This is a genomic window from Actinoplanes utahensis, from assembly GCF_016862455.1.
GTDB classification, from domain to species: domain Bacteria; phylum Actinomycetota; class Actinomycetes; order Mycobacteriales; family Micromonosporaceae; genus Actinoplanes; species Actinoplanes utahensis.
Map to the genome: position 1 here is coordinate 1 of NZ_BOMZ01000112.1, position 14,509 is coordinate 14,509.

11 protein-coding genes and 3 tRNA genes are annotated in these 14,509 nt (G+C 71.2%); 10 read left to right on the forward strand and 4 right to left on the reverse strand.

What is annotated here, in order from left to right:
* Nucleotides 1-60: 60 nt before the first annotated feature.
* Nucleotides 61-801, reverse strand: a complete 741-nt coding sequence (gene cobM, locus Aut01nite_RS39830) for a precorrin-4 C(11)-methyltransferase (RefSeq protein ID WP_043526489.1) — start codon at nt 799-801, stop codon at nt 61-63.
* A 46-nt stretch (nt 802-847) separates the two neighbouring features.
* Entirely contained in the window at nt 848-2,056 is a 1,209-nt protein-coding gene (locus Aut01nite_RS39835) for a bifunctional cobalt-precorrin-7 (C(5))-methyltransferase/cobalt-precorrin-6B (C(15))-methyltransferase (RefSeq protein WP_043526491.1), read from the reverse strand.
* A gap of 148 nt (nt 2,057-2,204) precedes the next feature.
* Between Aut01nite_RS39835 and Aut01nite_RS39840 the strand changes: the two genes are divergently transcribed.
* From Aut01nite_RS39840 to Aut01nite_RS39850, 3 genes are read left to right on the forward strand one after another with little or no spacing between them, the layout of a single operon-like run.
* Nucleotides 2,205-3,848, forward strand: a complete 1,644-nt coding sequence (locus tag Aut01nite_RS39840; RefSeq protein ID WP_236642765.1) for a ferredoxin reductase family protein — start codon at nt 2,205-2,207, stop codon at nt 3,846-3,848.
* Between the two features lie 31 nt (nt 3,849-3,879).
* Complete coding sequence (locus Aut01nite_RS39845; RefSeq protein WP_043526495.1) at nt 3,880-4,413, forward strand: FMN-binding protein; 534 nt, start codon at nt 3,880-3,882, stop codon at nt 4,411-4,413.
* A gap of 32 nt (nt 4,414-4,445) precedes the next feature.
* On the forward strand, nt 4,446-5,171 hold the full coding sequence (locus Aut01nite_RS39850; RefSeq protein WP_043526496.1) for an FAD:protein FMN transferase: 726 nt from the start codon (nt 4,446-4,448) through the stop codon (nt 5,169-5,171).
* Between the two features lie 161 nt (nt 5,172-5,332).
* Here the strand turns inward: Aut01nite_RS39850 and Aut01nite_RS39855 are convergent, their stop codons facing one another.
* On the reverse strand, nt 5,333-5,899 hold the full coding sequence (locus Aut01nite_RS39855; RefSeq protein ID WP_043526573.1) for a GNAT family N-acetyltransferase: 567 nt from the start codon (nt 5,897-5,899) through the stop codon (nt 5,333-5,335).
* A 108-nt stretch (nt 5,900-6,007) separates the two neighbouring features.
* On the opposite strand from Aut01nite_RS39855, the gene Aut01nite_RS39860 reads away from it, so the two are divergent.
* From Aut01nite_RS39860 to Aut01nite_RS39885, 6 genes are all read left to right on the forward strand, one after another.
* Nucleotides 6,008-6,079, forward strand: a tRNA-Gly gene (locus tag Aut01nite_RS39860).
* A gap of 29 nt (nt 6,080-6,108) precedes the next feature.
* Nucleotides 6,109-6,179, forward strand: a tRNA-Cys gene (locus tag Aut01nite_RS39865).
* A gap of 27 nt (nt 6,180-6,206) precedes the next feature.
* Nucleotides 6,207-6,281, forward strand: a tRNA-Val gene (locus Aut01nite_RS39870).
* A 451-nt stretch (nt 6,282-6,732) separates the two neighbouring features.
* Entirely contained in the window at nt 6,733-8,406 is a 1,674-nt protein-coding gene (locus Aut01nite_RS39875) for a hypothetical protein (RefSeq protein WP_043526498.1), read from the forward strand.
* An 8-nt stretch (nt 8,407-8,414) separates the two neighbouring features.
* Complete coding sequence (locus tag Aut01nite_RS39880) at nt 8,415-9,071, forward strand: hypothetical protein (RefSeq protein ID WP_043526499.1); 657 nt, start codon at nt 8,415-8,417, stop codon at nt 9,069-9,071.
* Nucleotides 9,072-9,139: 68 nt separating this feature from the next.
* A complete protein-coding gene (locus Aut01nite_RS39885) occupies nt 9,140-10,300 on the forward strand; it encodes an oxygenase MpaB family protein (protein ID WP_043526501.1) in 1,161 nt (386 codons plus the stop codon).
* A gap of 218 nt (nt 10,301-10,518) precedes the next feature.
* Here the strand turns inward: Aut01nite_RS39885 and Aut01nite_RS39890 are convergent, their stop codons facing one another.
* A complete protein-coding gene (locus Aut01nite_RS39890) occupies nt 10,519-13,620 on the reverse strand; it encodes an AfsR/SARP family transcriptional regulator (protein ID WP_161790655.1) in 3,102 nt (1,033 codons plus the stop codon).
* Nucleotides 13,621-14,025: 405 nt separating this feature from the next.
* Here Aut01nite_RS39890 and Aut01nite_RS39895 point away from each other — a divergent pair, with 405 nt between their 5' ends.
* On the forward strand, nt 14,026-14,448 hold the full coding sequence (locus Aut01nite_RS39895) for an acyl-CoA thioesterase (protein WP_043526502.1): 423 nt from the start codon (nt 14,026-14,028) through the stop codon (nt 14,446-14,448).
* Nucleotides 14,449-14,509: the final 61 nt, after the last annotated feature.

Below are 14,509 nucleotides of genomic sequence, written 5' to 3' on the forward strand. Positions count from 1 at the left end.
AGCAAGTCGGCACGCCTGTTCCCGTGGGTGGGCGGGCCGCCTCCCCTCAGCCCGCGCGGGTCAGCGGCAGCGGGTGGTGGAGTACAGGTGGCTGTCGGGGAACTGGGCGGCGGTCAGGGCGGCGCCGACGACGATCACCGCGGTACGGCGTACGCCCGAGTCCTCGACCTTGGCGGCGATGTCGGCGAGGGTCCCGCGGATGATCAGCTCGTCGGGCCGGGAGGCGCGGGCGACGACCGCGACCGGGCAGTCGGCCCCGTACTCGGGGAGGAGTTCGTCGACGACGGCGCCGATCCGCTGGACGGCCAGGTGCAGCACCATGGTGGCGCGGCTGACGCTGAGGGTGGCGAGGTCCTCGCCGGGTGGCATGGCGGTGGCGCGTTCGGCGGTCCGGGTGAGGATGACCGTCTGGGCGACCTCGGGGACGGTGAACTCGCGGCCCAGGGATGCGGCGGCGGCGGCGAAGGCGGGTACGCCCGGGGTCACGTCGTAGGGGATGCCCGCGGTGTCGAGGCGGCGCATCTGTTCGGCGACGGCGCTGAACACGGAGGGGTCGCCGGAGTGCAGGCGGGCGACGTCCACACCGGACCGGTGGGCGGCGACCATCTCGGCGATGATCTCGTCCAGGTTCAGGTTCGCGGTGTCGATCTTGCGGGCGCCGGGTGGGCAGGCGTCCAGGAGTTCGGCGGGGACCAGGCTGCCGGCGTAGAGGCAGACCGGGGACGAGGCGATCAGGCGGTGGCCGCGCAGCGTGATCAGGTCGGCGGCCCCGGGGCCGGCGCCGATGAAGTGAACGGTCATCGCAGCACCACCAGGTTGTCGAGAGGGGGAGGAGTGTGGGGGACGGTCATCGCGGGATCACCGACCAGATGGTGACCGGCATGGCGGAGCGCCAGCCGGTGAACCCGCCGACCGGGGCGCCGCGCTGCACGGTGAGCCGGGTGAGTTCGCCGCCGAGCCGGGCGTAGGCGGCGGCCAGCACCGCCTCGGACTCCACCGTCACGGCGTTCGCGACCAGGCGCCCGCCGGGACGCAGGGCGGCGAGACAGCGGTCCAGGACGCCGTCACGCGTCAGCCCGCCCCCGATGAAGATCGTGTCCGGCTGGGGGAGCCCGTCGAGGGCGGCCGGCGCCCGGCCGTGGATCACGCGCAGGCCGGGAACGCCGAGCGCGGCCGCGTTGGCGGTGATGACGGCGGCCCGTTCGGCCGACGACTCGATCGTGATCGCCCGGCACGCGGGGTGGGCGCGCATCCATTCGATGCCGATGCTGCCGGAGCCGCCTCCGACGTCCCACAGCAGTTCGCCGGGGGCGGGGGCGAGCGCGGCCAGGGTGACCGCCCGGATCTCCCGTTTGGTCAGCTGACCGTCGCCGGCGTACGAGGTGTCGGGCAGGCCGGGCACGACACCGGTGGCGGGTCCGTCGCCGCAGGCGATGGCGACCACGTTGAGCGGGTCGCCGTCCGGTAGTACCCAGCCGTCCGCGGTCCCGGTCAGGATCCGTTCGCCGGGGCCGCCGAGCTGTTCCAGAACGGTCATGGTGGCGGCACCGTACCCGCGGTCGACGAGCCGGGCGGCGACGGCGGCGGGGGTGTGCGCGCCGGCGGAGAGCACCAGGATGCGGCGACCGGGATTGATCAGCCGGTTCAGGGTCTCGACGGGCGCGGTGACCAAGCTCACCACGTCGGTCCCGGCGAGATCCCAGCCGAGCCGGGCGGCGGCCAGCGACACCGACGACGGGTGCGGCAGCACCCGCACCGCGCCGGCGCCGAGCAGGCGGACCAGGGTGGCGCCGATGCCGTGGAACATCGGGTCGCCGCTGGCCAGCACGCACACCTGCCGTCCCCGTTCCGCTTCGAGCAGGCCGGGCAGGGCCGGGACCAGCGGGGACGGCCAGGGCACGCGGCGCGCCGCGACCGTCTCGGGCAGCAGGTCGAGCTGCCGGGAACTGCCGAGGATCACGTCGGCGCCGGTCAGGGCGCGCTGGGCCGTACCGGACAGATCCGGCCAGCCGCCCGCACCGATGCCGGCCACCGTGACCACCGCGCTGGAACTCATTCTCAAGAACCTAACCTCTGGGATTTTTCTGATCTCGTTGAGCCAACTCGGCGTGATGCGCGTACCCAACCATGACGGCCCTTCCGTGCACCGGGTCGTCACGTCGGCCGCATGGGGTGGCAGGCGCCGAGAGACGACTGCTGAGCAGGTGAGGACGTTGACTATTCCGGCTTTCCGGGATCAACGGGAGCTGCCCGACGACGATCGGTATTTCTCCGGCCTCCGGGACGACGACGCCTCCCGTCAGGGCTGGGACGGCCCGTCCCTGCCGCCGTGGCCGGACCAGCAACAACCGCAGCCCCAGTACGACCAGGCCCGGTACGACCAGCAGCAGTACGCGCAGCCCCAGTACGGGCAGCCGTACGCCGCCCCGGACAGCCACCGCCGCGGCGACATCGTGGTCTCCTCGGAGACCGACCCGACCGGCTGGAAGGCCGGCTCCGGCGTCCCGATCCGTGACGAGCGCCCGCCCGGCGAGTCGACCAGCGGCAACCGACTCTTCACCGTGCTGCTGTTCTTCTCCGGCCTGGCCACCAGCGTCGCGCTCTGGCTGTTCAACACCCAGGCCGGGGCGATCAGCGACACCGCCACCATGATGATCGCGGCCGGCCGGGTGACCGGGCTGATCGGCGGTTACCTGCTCTTCATCCAGCTGCTGATGATGAGCCGGGTCTCCTGGCTGGAGGAGTGGGTCGGGTCCCGCGACCTGTTGCGCTGGCACCGCTGGCTGGGCACCTCGCTGCTGACCTTCGTGGTCGCGCACATCGTCTTCATCGTGTATGGCTACGCGCTCACCGCCGGCACCGGCGTCGTCGAGCAGGGCTGGACCGTGATCACCACGTTCCCGGAGATGATCAGCGCCACGATCGCGACCGGTCTGCTGGTGTTCATCGCGCTGATCTCGATCCGGTTCATCCGCAACATCCTCAACTACGAGCTCTGGCACCTGATCCACCTGAGCAGCTACGCCGTCCTGCTTCTGGGGTACGGCCACCAGATCGCCGCGGGCGCCGACATGAGCGGGAGGTTCGCCTCGGTGTTCTGGCCGGCGCTCGGCTGCATCACGATCGCCGCGCTGTTCTGGGGCCGCATCGTCGAGCCGCTGTGGCTCAACGCCCGGCACCGGTTCAGCGTCGCCGAGGTGGTCGGCGAGGGCGCCAACACGTTCTCGATCTACATCGAGGGCAAGCGGCTGGACAAGCTTCCGGTGCAGGCCGGGCAGTTCATGCGGTGGCGGTTCCTGACCGCGAACGGCTGGTGGCAGTCGCACCCGTTCTCGCTGTCGGCGGCCCCGAACCCGCAGTGGCTGCGGCTCACCGTCACCATCGCCGGCGGGCACACCCGCAAGCTGGCGACGATGCGCCCGGGCACGCCGATCTGGGCGGAGGGCCCGTTCGGCACGTTCACCGCGGAGCGCCGGACCCGGCGCCGGGCCCTGCTGATCGCCGGTGGCAGCGGCATCGCCCCGATCCGCGCGCTGCTCGAGGACATGCCGCCGGACACCATCGTGATCTACCGGGCCAGCCGCCCGGACGAGCTGGTCTTCCGCACCGAGCTGGAGGACCTGGCCGAGCAGCGGGACGCCTGGGTGCGCTACATCGTCGGCGGCCGTAACGACCCCGGCCCGCGCCGGCTGTTCACCCCGGACGGGCTGCGCGGCCTGGTGCCGGACGTGAACCGCCGCGACGTCTACCTGTGCGGCCCGCCCGGGCTCGTCGACGCGGCCGTCGACACGCTCAAGCAGCTGGACGTGCCGGACAGCCAGCTCCACCTGGACCCCTTCGAGTTCTGACCCGTTCCCCTACGGATCTAGGAGTTTCCCGATGCGACGTAGTACCGCAGCCGCCCTCGGCACGCTGACCGGCGCGGCCCTGATCCTCGGGGTCCGGCTGAGCGTGCAGCCCGCGGCCGTGCCGGTGGCCGCCGCGGCGAACGGCGCCGCCGCCGAGGAGCCCGAGATCGACGAGGCCGGCGCCGACGCGACAGCGCCGCCGGCCGGCAAGAAGCCCGCCGGCGGCAAGAAGACCACCGCGCCCGCCGCTCCGGCCGGGGGGAAGACGGCGGAGGCGGAGGAGGCCGGGCTCAAGGCCGGCACCTACAAGGGCAAGGCCGTGCAGAACCCGTACGGCACGGTCCAGGTCACCATCAAGATCAGCGGCGGGAAGATCTCCAGCGCGAACGCGACGGCGCCGACCGACGGGTTCAGCGGCACGATCAACCCGAAGGCCGTGGAGAAGCTCAACGCCTCCGCGCTCAAGGCGCAGAGCGCCGACGTCGACGCCGTCTCCGGAGCGACGTTCACCAGCCAGTCCTACTCCCAGTCGCTTCAGGCGGCGCTGGACAAGGCAGGCGCGTAGGGTTCCGGTTCGTGCGCCACGTCGAAGAGGTCATGGGTACGGTCGTCAGCATCGAGCTGGCCGACGACCTTCCCGCCCCTCGCCTCCGGGAGCTGATCGACGCGACGTGCGCGTGGCTGCACGAGGTGGACGCCAGGTTCAGCACCTACAAGCCGGACAGTGAGGTGTGCCGCTTCCGCGACGGCGCGCTGCGGCTCCAGGACTGCTCGGACGATCTCCGGTTCGTGCTGGACCGGTGCGCGGACCTGTGGCGCGACACCGACGGATACTTCGACGCGTACGCGGGCGGCCCGCTCGACCCGTCCGGATACGTCAAGGGCTGGTCGGTCGAGGTGGCCTCCCGGCGGCTCGCCGAGGCCGGTTCGCTGCGGCATCACATCGGCGCCGGCGGCGACATCCGGATGCGGGGGGCCGGACCCGGCGGGCGGCCCTGGCGGGTCGGCGTCCGCCACCCCTGGGAGGCGGACAAACTCGCCTGGGTGCTCGCGGTCACCGATGGGGCGGTCGCGACCTCGGGGACGTACGAGCGGGGCGCGCACGTCTGGAACCCGGTGGCCGGGCGGCCGGCGTCCGGGCTGCGGTCGGTCACCGTCACCGGGCCGGATCTGGCGGTCGCCGACGCGTACGCCACCGCCGCCCTGGCGATGGGCGAACCCGGCCTGTCCTGGCTGGCCGCGCGGGTCGCCGAAGGGTACGAGTCGGCCGCGGTCACCGACGACGGCCGCGCCTTCACCTCACCGGGCCTGCCGATCGCGTAAGACCCCCGGCTGGTCGTCAGGGTCGTCTCGGCGCCGCTGAGACGACCCTGACGACCAGCCGGAACCACCGCCTCGGCCCGCAGCGTGCGAGTCGGCCGTGCGCGGGCAGCCACCCGGGCCGGACTGACACGGGACTCGCGTGGCCCGTACCGCATCAGGTCCTAAAGATCTTTTGCGGCACCCGGCCACGGACCGGGAGTGGCCGCCTGGTGGTACGGGATCGTCTCGGTGCGGTAGAGGCGCATCCCGCGGGCCTGGTAGTTCACGAGGGCGGCGGGGCCGTCCAGGCTGCACGTGTCGACGACGACGCGCTGGACCGGCGGGTGGCCGGGATGGCGTTCGGGCAGGCTCCAGGCGTGCCGGAGGCCGGTGGTCAGCAGATGGCCGCCGAGGCCCTGCCCGGTGAACTGCGGCAGCAGACCGAAATAGGCGATCTCGACGAGGCCGGGTTCGTGGCCGTCCAGCTCGATGTAGCCGGCCGGGGTGCCGTGCCGGTAGGCGATCCACGTCTCGACGCCCGGCTGATCCAGGTAGTCCTGCCACTGCGGCCAGGTCCAGGGCAGCCGGTCGGTCCAGTGCCAGTCGCCGCCGACCGCGGTGTACAGATAGCGGCTCAGCTCCGGGCTCGGCACCTCGGCCCGGATGATCGGCGCCGCCGTCGCGGGCTCGCGAGCAGGGCGGATCTGGCCGGGGGAGTCCTGCTCCAGGTACCACTTGGTGATCTCCACGCCGCCCATGATGACCCCTGGCGCGACACGCGGGGACCCCCGGTTTGGAGCTTCGAGGGGTGACCGGATAAAGTTCTCTCGTCGCCGGGGGAAACGCCGGAGAGACAAGCGGAAGTGGCGCAGTGGTAGCGCATCACCTTGCCAAGGTGAGGGTCGCGGGTTCGAATCCCGTCTTCCGCTCGGAGAGGCCTTGAACGCGGGGTCACCTCGGTGGAGTGGCCGAGAGGCGAGGCAACGGCCTGCAAAGCCGTGTACACGGGTTCAAATCCCGTCTCCACCTCGCTCGCTTCTTCGGAAGTTGTTGCAGGGGCGATTGGCGCAGCGGGAGCGCGCTTCCTTGACACGGAAGAGGTCACTGGTTCGATCCCAGTATCGCCCACCATGGTCGGCAGCGCGCGAACGGCGCCGTCATCAGGTAATTGATCAAGGGCTGGCCTCAGGGTCAGCCCTTTGCCGTTGGTGGCGGTCGGGATGCTGAAACGCGGGACGACGCTGTCGTCCGACGGGACCTCGATGTCTTCGATCAGCGCCTCGAAGAGAGCCTTCCCGTCCGCCATCCGGTGATCTCGCGACTCTCATCATCTGTGCCGACTTCGTGCGAAACATGAGCGAGTAGTGAACCCAGGGCTCGCCATCGGCGTGTACCACCTCGAGGAGTCACAACAGCGACTCGTCTTCCGGCACCGGCTTGTTCAGTCCTGCGAGGTCGGATGCGACATCTGGGCTCGCGGCTGACAGCTCAACGCTAGATCAACGACTTACATGCTCCGATCGCTAGCGCTTGGCACGTGACTGGCTAGGAGGAGGAGCAGGAATTCACGGGGGAGGTCGACGTGGCCGGCGGCATCATCTACGACACCAACTTCTACGCCGCGCTCGAAGCCGAAGTGAACGCGTTCCGCAAGGCCCTGACGAAGCGTTGGCGTAAAGAGGTCGCGGCCGCCTGCTGGGAGAACCGCGAATTCAGGACCGCGTTCCATCGGTACCAGGCTCCCTATGGGGAGGACCTCTGGGACTACTGGGATCCGATCAACCGGCTTCACCTGATCTACGGTCCGTGCGAGGTCGTCGAATGGGCGGAGGGCGACCAGCAAAGCGGTGTGCCCTCCTGTCCGGGACGCATCAACGCCCCGCTGTCGGGCTCCGGGTTGTTGTTCGCGACCGATCGCTACGGCAATGAGGTGGTCGCGCCGAGCGAGGTCACCTGCGGGATGAATTCGATCATGCAGCACGTCGAGTACTGGGCACACGCCGAAGGCAGCGCGGTTCTCGGAAAGCTGCCGCAGTTCGACAGACATGATCAGCGCGCGATCGAGGGGGCACAGCAGGCGCTCCTCACGATCGGCAGCACCCTGGGTCTGGAGTCCGCTGTCGACTCCGACGCCGGTTTCACACTCGCGAGCAACACCGACCTGATCAATAAGGTTGCCAAGCTCGTCGGCGAGAACGGCGAGAACGCGGGCTGGTACACAGGCTGGACCGGGCTGGCCGCCACCACCTTCAAGGACGGCTTCTTCGCCTCGATCGCTCCGACCCTGCACAACCAGGCCGGGATCGCAGCGAGCATCCACAATCTCTACAGCGCCAGAGGCACCATCATCCAGGAGATGCGGTCCGGCTCGCTGAAAATCCTCAGCGACGCCGGCAAGGCCCTCGATGAGACCAAGGAGATCACCACCGACCTCAACCCGATGTGGCAGACCTTCCAGGGGATGGGCACGGCGCTCAGCATCGCCGGCGCCTGGAACCCACCGGTGGCAGCCATCGGCGCGAGTGTCCAACTCATCGGCATCATGGGGCAGAACTTCGCACCGAAGATCAAGCAAACCGTGTACGCCCACGATGTCGAGTCGGTGATAACGGCTCTATGGGGCCACCTCGACGAGCAGGCCGACGACCTCTTCTCCCGGGAGAACGACTACAACAACGGCATCCACGCCCTCCGCGACGCCGTCTTCGGGCTGCACAGCTTCAACCTGGAGTTGTACGACCTGACCGAGAACACCGCCACTGGCAACCGCGACAGCAGGGAGTTCCACATTCGCATCGACGACGTCCTGGAACTCGCCGACACCTGCTTCGAATGCGCGGCGATCTACGAGAAACAGCTCATCCCGAAGATCGCGGCAGTGCAGGCGGCCGATGCCTCGCTGGCCACTGCGGACGGTTCCGAAGGCAGCGCCGACCCAAAGGTCAAGGCTATGGTCGTGGAGTACGGCGAATACCTGAGGACCGCCTGCGGACGCCTCTATCTGGCGGGCGAGCAGATCAAGGCGGCGGCGCAGTTCTACGCGGCGACTGACGCGGAGGCCAAGGCCGCCTTCGACTCCGTAATGACGGACTGGGACGAGCCACCCGCTCCGGGCCAGGCTCGTGACTGGGCGGGGGACACCGACCGCAGCGGCTGGAAGGTGCACATTCCGGGTGCGCCCTCATATGTCAACGACACGACCCCGGGCGACAACGACACGAGCGGGCAGGGCTACGAGACGGAGGCGACTCGATGATGAGACGAGTGGTGACGAGTGCCGTGGTCCTGTTTCTGCTGGCGGGCTGCGACTCGTCAGCCGAACCCGGAGATGTCGAGTCGCAGCCGCCATCCGAGCCGCCGCCCTCGGCATCCCCGGCGGCAGCCGGTGTCCAGCGAGCCACGGAGGCCGAGCTCGCCGCGGTTTGTGAAACGCTGGACAGGACGGTGGCGCTGCCTGGCAACGGGACTGTCCAGTACAGTCCCGCGTTCCATTACTCAGTCGGGGCGACCAATGTGCCGTTGTGCGGTATCGAGCCGGACGGCGAGTACTACGACGTTGCCGCCAAGGTACCTGTCTTCGGTCGTGCCAGATTCGACTACGGTCGATACACAGACGAAGAGATGCGGACGATCCCCTCCCCGAAGTACACGCCCGAGACCGCGGAGGAACTGCTCACCCTCGATCAAGCAGATCCATTGACCGACGAGTTGCCGTGTGCGGCCAAGCCCTGCAAGAACGGCATCCATGGATATCAGTACAACTTCCGCTTCCAGGCCGTCATGGGCGACAACATTTCGGTGATTGCGAAGTTCGACTACATCACCACGGACGTGAAGGGCGACAAGAAGCCGCAATACCGGACGCAGGCGATCGAGGCGTTCAAGGCTTCGATGGAAGCCATCAACGCCGGGCTCACGTGAAGATCTCCGGCAGCAGCCGGCCTCATGACGAGTGGTGAACGAGGTTTCGCTCCTTTTATCGTCGAGGCATGACGACGCACGCCGATCCGCGGTTGCCCGGCCGGTTCGGGCAGGACCGGGCCTGGTCGGAGCGGGCCGCCCGGCCGCTGCGACTGGTCGCCGGGCCCGGGGCGGCCCCCACACCGGAGGAGATCGCCGCCCTCCAGGAGGCCCTGACCCGCCAGGACGACCTGGCCGCGGGCCTGATCACAGCGGTTCCGCCGGGCGAGTTGCACCGCTCGCTCGCCGCCGGGCCGACCGCGGACGCGCCCGAGGCGGTGCGAGCCTTCTACGACGCCGTCTCCCGGCGGCCGGACTGGGTCGACGACGCGCTGCTGGCCCGCGGCGCCGAGGCCTGCCGGGCGTTCGGGATGGACGCCGGGCTGGTCCTGGCGTACGGATCGCTGCTCGGCGGTTACCGGACCGCTGCCGCGCTGGAGCCGCTGGTGCGGACCGGCCGGCTGACCGGCGGTGAGTCGCTGCGCCGGATCCAGGAGACGTCGCTGTGGTGGCGGGCGGTCACCGCGCCCGGCGGGATGGCGCCGGACGGCGCGGGCTTCCGGATGACCCTGCACGTCCGGGTCATGCACGCCGTGGTCAACGCCCGGCTGGCCGCCGATCCCGGCTGGGAGTGGGAGCTGCGCGGCATGCCGATCAACCAGTACGACCAGGCCAGCACCCTCGGCGTCTTCAGCACCAGCTTCCTGCTCCACGTGCGACTTCTCGGGGTACGGGTGTCCCGCGCCGACGCCCGCGCGGTCATGCACCTGTGGAGTTACGTCGGCTGGCTGATGGGCGTGGACGAGCGGTGGCTGCCGCACACCGAGCGCCGCGGCCGCCGGCTGCTCTACCACTTCCTGGCCAACGATCCGCCGCCGGACGCCAACAGTGTCGCGCTGGCCCGCGCCCTGATCGGGATGACCGACGACGTGACCTCCGGGTGGCGGCGGACGTACGAACGGGAGCGTGCCCTGTCGGTGAGCTGCTGGCTGCTCGGCCGGGCGGCGATGCGCGATCTCGGGCTGCCGTACCGTCCACCGTGGTACGGCCTCGCCCGGATCGCCGCGAACCTGCTGGTCAGCCACGGTCTCGGCCGGTTGCCGGGCGGCCGTGCCCGGCTGCTGGCCCGCTCCGAACGGCAGGCGCACACCCAGTTCCGCCGCTGGGGTGCGACGCTGGACGACGCCTGACAGAAACGTGCCAGAAAGACGGCAGGCCCACCTGACAGGCTGTCGCCCGGTGCCGAACGGGACGACGACGCGATGCGCTGGCGGGCGCCGGTTTCGACGTTCCCCACCTGGCGGACGCGGAATGTGCGGGGTTAGCACAAGGGGGGACCCCGCACCTTCCGCGTTCGGCGCCGACCACCGGGGTGTGACAGGCGGATGCTGCCGATCGACGTGTCCGGCTATCCCCGGCTGTTCGGTGAGCCGGCCGCACGCGGCTGGCCGGACTCCGAGCCGGCGGCGCTTGCCGGCGGTGACGTGCTGCGGGCGCTGCACGACGCCGAGACGGTCGCCGCGTCGCAGGCGCAGCCGAACCCGGCGCGCCAGGCGGTCAGCTCGGCGTTCTCCCGTACCCCCAGCTCGTGAAAGATCTCCGCAGCCGTCGCCCAGTCGCGGTGCGCGCCCTCGTGATCGCCGGTCCGGCAGCGCGCCGCGCCGAGATCCCGCAGGGTCCGCGCCAGGCCGAGATCCATGCCGATGGCCCGCCACTGGGCGGCCGCCGAGTCCAGCAGGCCGATCGCCTCGCCCGGCCGGCCGGCGGCCAGCTCCAGCTCGCCGAGCGTACGGGTGACCAGCGCCGCGCCCAGCCCGTCCCGTCGCGCGCTGGTGACGACCAGGGCGGTCCGCAGCGGCTCCCGGCCACGCTCCGGATCACCCTGCCGGATCCACACCTTCGCCAGCGCCTGCGCGGTGTACGCGGCCAGATGCCGCTCGCCGATCGCACCGGCGATCTCGTGCGCGGCGGCACAGTGCGCCTCCGCCTCGGCCAGCTCGCCGCGGGCCCGGTGCACCAGGCCGACGCCGCGGATCGAGATCAGCTCGCCGCGCCGGTGACCGAGCTTGCGGTAGAGCTCGAGCGCGGACGCGAAATGCTTCAGCGCCACCTCGTCGTCGCCGGCTTCGCGGTACGCGTATCCCAGCCCGTAGTGGGCGTGCGCCACCCCCGCGTCGTCGCCGAGCCGTTCCAGCATCTCCCGGGCCCGGCTCAGCAGCGGCACCGCGGTCGCGTGCTCGCCCAGCTCCCGGCTGACCGTGCCGAGACCGTTGACGGCCACCGCCAGCCCACGGTCGTGCCCGGCCGCCTCGAACAGCGTGGCGGCCCGGGAGAAGTGCTGCCGGGACTCCGGGAACCGGTCCTGGGCGTACCGCAGCTGACCGGTGCCGCACTCCATCGCCGCCTCGGCGAGCGTGTCGGCGGCCCGCCCGGCAGCCGCGCACGCCGCGGAGTGCGTACGCTCCCAGCCGTCGAAGTTGTTGCGGGCCGCGAACGACGCGAACACCAGCGCGTCGGCCAGCCCGCAGGCCGGGGCCACCAGATCCAGGGCGGCGGCCCGTTCCACCGCGGCGATCAGCGCCGGTTCCTCGTCGTCGAACCAGCTCCGCAGATCCATCCGGGCGATCGTGTCCGTCCAGTGCGGACCGGGCTCGGGCAGGCCGGCCGGGTGATAGAGCCGCGGAGTCGCCACCGGCAACTGCTGGGCCAGGTGCTCGACCAGCCGCAACAGTGTGGTCACCGCCCCGGTGACGGTGGCCCGCAACGCCTGCGGATCGGCTCGGGCCAGCTCCCCGGCATAGAGCCGGACCAGGTCGTGCATGCGGTAGAGGGTGAACGGCCCGTCCGCGCCGACCACGTCCAGCAACCGCGCGTCGGTGATCTCCTCGACCAGGTCGTCCGCCTCGTCGAGGGTGGTGTCCAGCAGCGCCGCCACGGTGACCGCGGTCAGCATCGGCGGGTCCAGGCAGCCCAGCGCACGGAACGCGGCCTGCGCCCGCGGGCTCAGCCCGCGGTAGCCGACGGCCAGCCCGGCCCGCACCTCCAGATCGTCGATGGCCAGCTCGTCGAGACGCCGGCGTTCGTCGTCGAGCCGGTCGGCGAGCTGCGCGACCGCCCAGTGCGGCCGGGCCGCCAGCCGCGCCCCGGCCACCCGGACGGCGAGCGGCAGGCGGGCGCACAGCGCGATCAACCGGGCCGTCTGACCCGGCTCGGCCTCCGCCCGGTCCGGGCCGATCACCCTGGTCAGCAGCGCCGACGCCTCGGCGACCGACATCATCGGCAGCTCCACCCGGCTGCTCGCGGGCACCGTGGCGAGCCGGTTGCGGCTGGTCACCAGCAGCGCCGACCCGGCGTCCCCGGGCCGGAACGGATGGACCTGCCGGGCGCTGACCACATCGTCCACGACCACCAGCACCCGGCGCCCGGCCAGCTCGGCCCGGTACCGCGCCTCCCGTTCCCGCAGGTCACAGCGGCCCTGCACGTCCGCGTCGACGACACCCAGCATGCGCAGCAGCCGGCTCAGCGCCTCGGCCGGCTCCAGCGGGTCGGCGCCGCCCACGTTCAGGAACAGCAGCCCGTCCGGATAGTGATCGCGGACCGCGTGCGCCACGTGCACCGCGAACGCCGTCTTCCCGGCGCCGCCCTGCCCGGACACCACCACGACCGGGCTGCCGCCGGACCGCAGCGCCGCCACCGTGCCGGTGACCTGCCGATCGAACCCGGTGTAGTCCTGCAGGTCGGGCGGCAGCAGAAAGGGCCGGTCCGGCCGCGGCGGCGCGCTCTCCGTGGCCGGCTCGCGCAACACGCTGGTGTGTGCCGCCCGCACCAGCGGGCCGGGCTCCGCGCCCAGCTCATCGATGATCCGGTTGCGGGACCGGGCGAAAAGATCAAGAGCTTCGACGGTACGGCCGGACGCGTGCAGCGCGCGCATCAGCGCCGCGATCAGCGGCTCGCTGAGCGGGTCCCGGGTCAGCGCGGCGGCCAGCCGGTCGGTCGCCTCGGCGTGCCGGCCCCCGACCACCGCCACCGCCGCCCAGTCGGCAAGCGCCGTGACCCGCTGCTGCTCCAGGCTCTGGCGGGTGCGCCGGGCCCACTCGCCGGGCAGCCCGGCCAGCGCCTCGCCCCGCCACAGGGCCAGCGCCTCGTCGAGCACCGCGAGCCGGTCGCCGCCGGACCGGTCGCGCGCCAGCTCCAGCAGCTCACGAAAGCGGTACAGATCCACCGAGCCGTGCGGGACCTGCAGGGTGTAACCGCCCGACCAGCGGACCAGGGTGACACCGGCGCTGTCCTTGACGACCCGCCGCAACCGGGCGATGTATCCATAGAGCGCGCCCCGGGCGTCGGCCGGCGGCTCATCGCCCCACAGCCGGTCGATCAGGGTCTCGAAGGTGACCGGGTGCCCGCCGTCGAAGAGCAGCGCGGCGAGCAGGTGCCGCTGTTTGAGAGCGCCCAGCGCGACGACCCGGTCCCCTTCGACTGCCTCCACCGGACCCAGAAGCCGGAATCGCACCACACCCCCCTTCGGCACGGACGTTCGCGCCGGCCCAGCCTAGGGGTGGCAGTCGTCACCGTCTATGTGGATCTCACCGTCGCGGACTCCTCGCCGGCCGCACTGATCAGCCGCTCGGCGAAGCCGGCCGGCCTCTCCGCCAGCGCGTCGGGCATCCCCTCGGTCTCCGCGGTGCACCTGCCGGTGGATCGCCCGGCCTTCCAGAAGGTTCGCTGCTCATGCCCGTTCAGACGGCAGTGGCGGGGCCGGTCCGGCGTTCAGTTTCCGGCTCGCGTCCCGGCGTTCAGTTTCCGGCTCGCGTCCCGGCGTTCAGGTTCGGCTCGCGGGCTCACCGGAGGGCGGTGACGTGTCTCGACGCAGCCCGCGGGGCCCACGGGACAGGACCCGGCGTGCCAGGATCGGGGAATGGCTGACCTGTTCCAGGTGCGCATCGCGGTTCGTGGCTACGAGATCGACATCCAGGGTCACGTGAACCAGGCGGTCTATCTGCAGTACGGCGAACACGCCCGCTGGCAGTGCTTCCTCGCCGCCGGTCTCCGGCTGGACACCCTCGCGGCCGCCGGTGTCGGCCCGGTCGTGCTCGAGACCACCATCCGCTACCTCAGGGAACTGCGCGCCGGCGACGAGGTCGACGTGACCTGCCGGTTCATCTGGGGCGAGGGGAAGACGTTCCGGGTCGAGCAGGAATACACGCGCGACGACGGCACCCCGGTCGCGACCGTGACCGGAGTGGCGGGCGTGCTGGACCGGGAGACCCGGCGGCTGGTCCCCGATCCGGCCGCGCGGCTGCGATCGCTCGCCACCGACCCGGCCGTGATCGGCCTCTGACTTTCGGCGCGACGGTTCTCTCACACCCATGCTCCGGTACGGGCCACGCAGCGTCCCGTGA

Coding starts and splice junctions, on each gene's coding strand:
- cobM (WP_043526489.1), bottom strand. CDS start 801: ATGACCGTTCACTTCATCGGCGCCGGCCCCGGGGCCGCCGACCTGATC.
- Aut01nite_RS39835 (WP_043526491.1), bottom strand. CDS start 2,056: ATGAGTTCCAGCGCGGTGGTCACGGTGGCCGGCATCGGTGCGGGCGGC.
- Aut01nite_RS39845 (WP_043526495.1), top strand. CDS start 3,880: ATGCGACGTAGTACCGCAGCCGCCCTCGGCACGCTGACCGGCGCGGCC.
- Aut01nite_RS39850 (WP_043526496.1), top strand. CDS start 4,446: ATGGGTACGGTCGTCAGCATCGAGCTGGCCGACGACCTTCCCGCCCCT.
- Aut01nite_RS39885 (WP_043526501.1), top strand. CDS start 9,140: ATGACGACGCACGCCGATCCGCGGTTGCCCGGCCGGTTCGGGCAGGAC.
- Aut01nite_RS39895 (WP_043526502.1), top strand. CDS start 14,026: ATGGCTGACCTGTTCCAGGTGCGCATCGCGGTTCGTGGCTACGAGATC.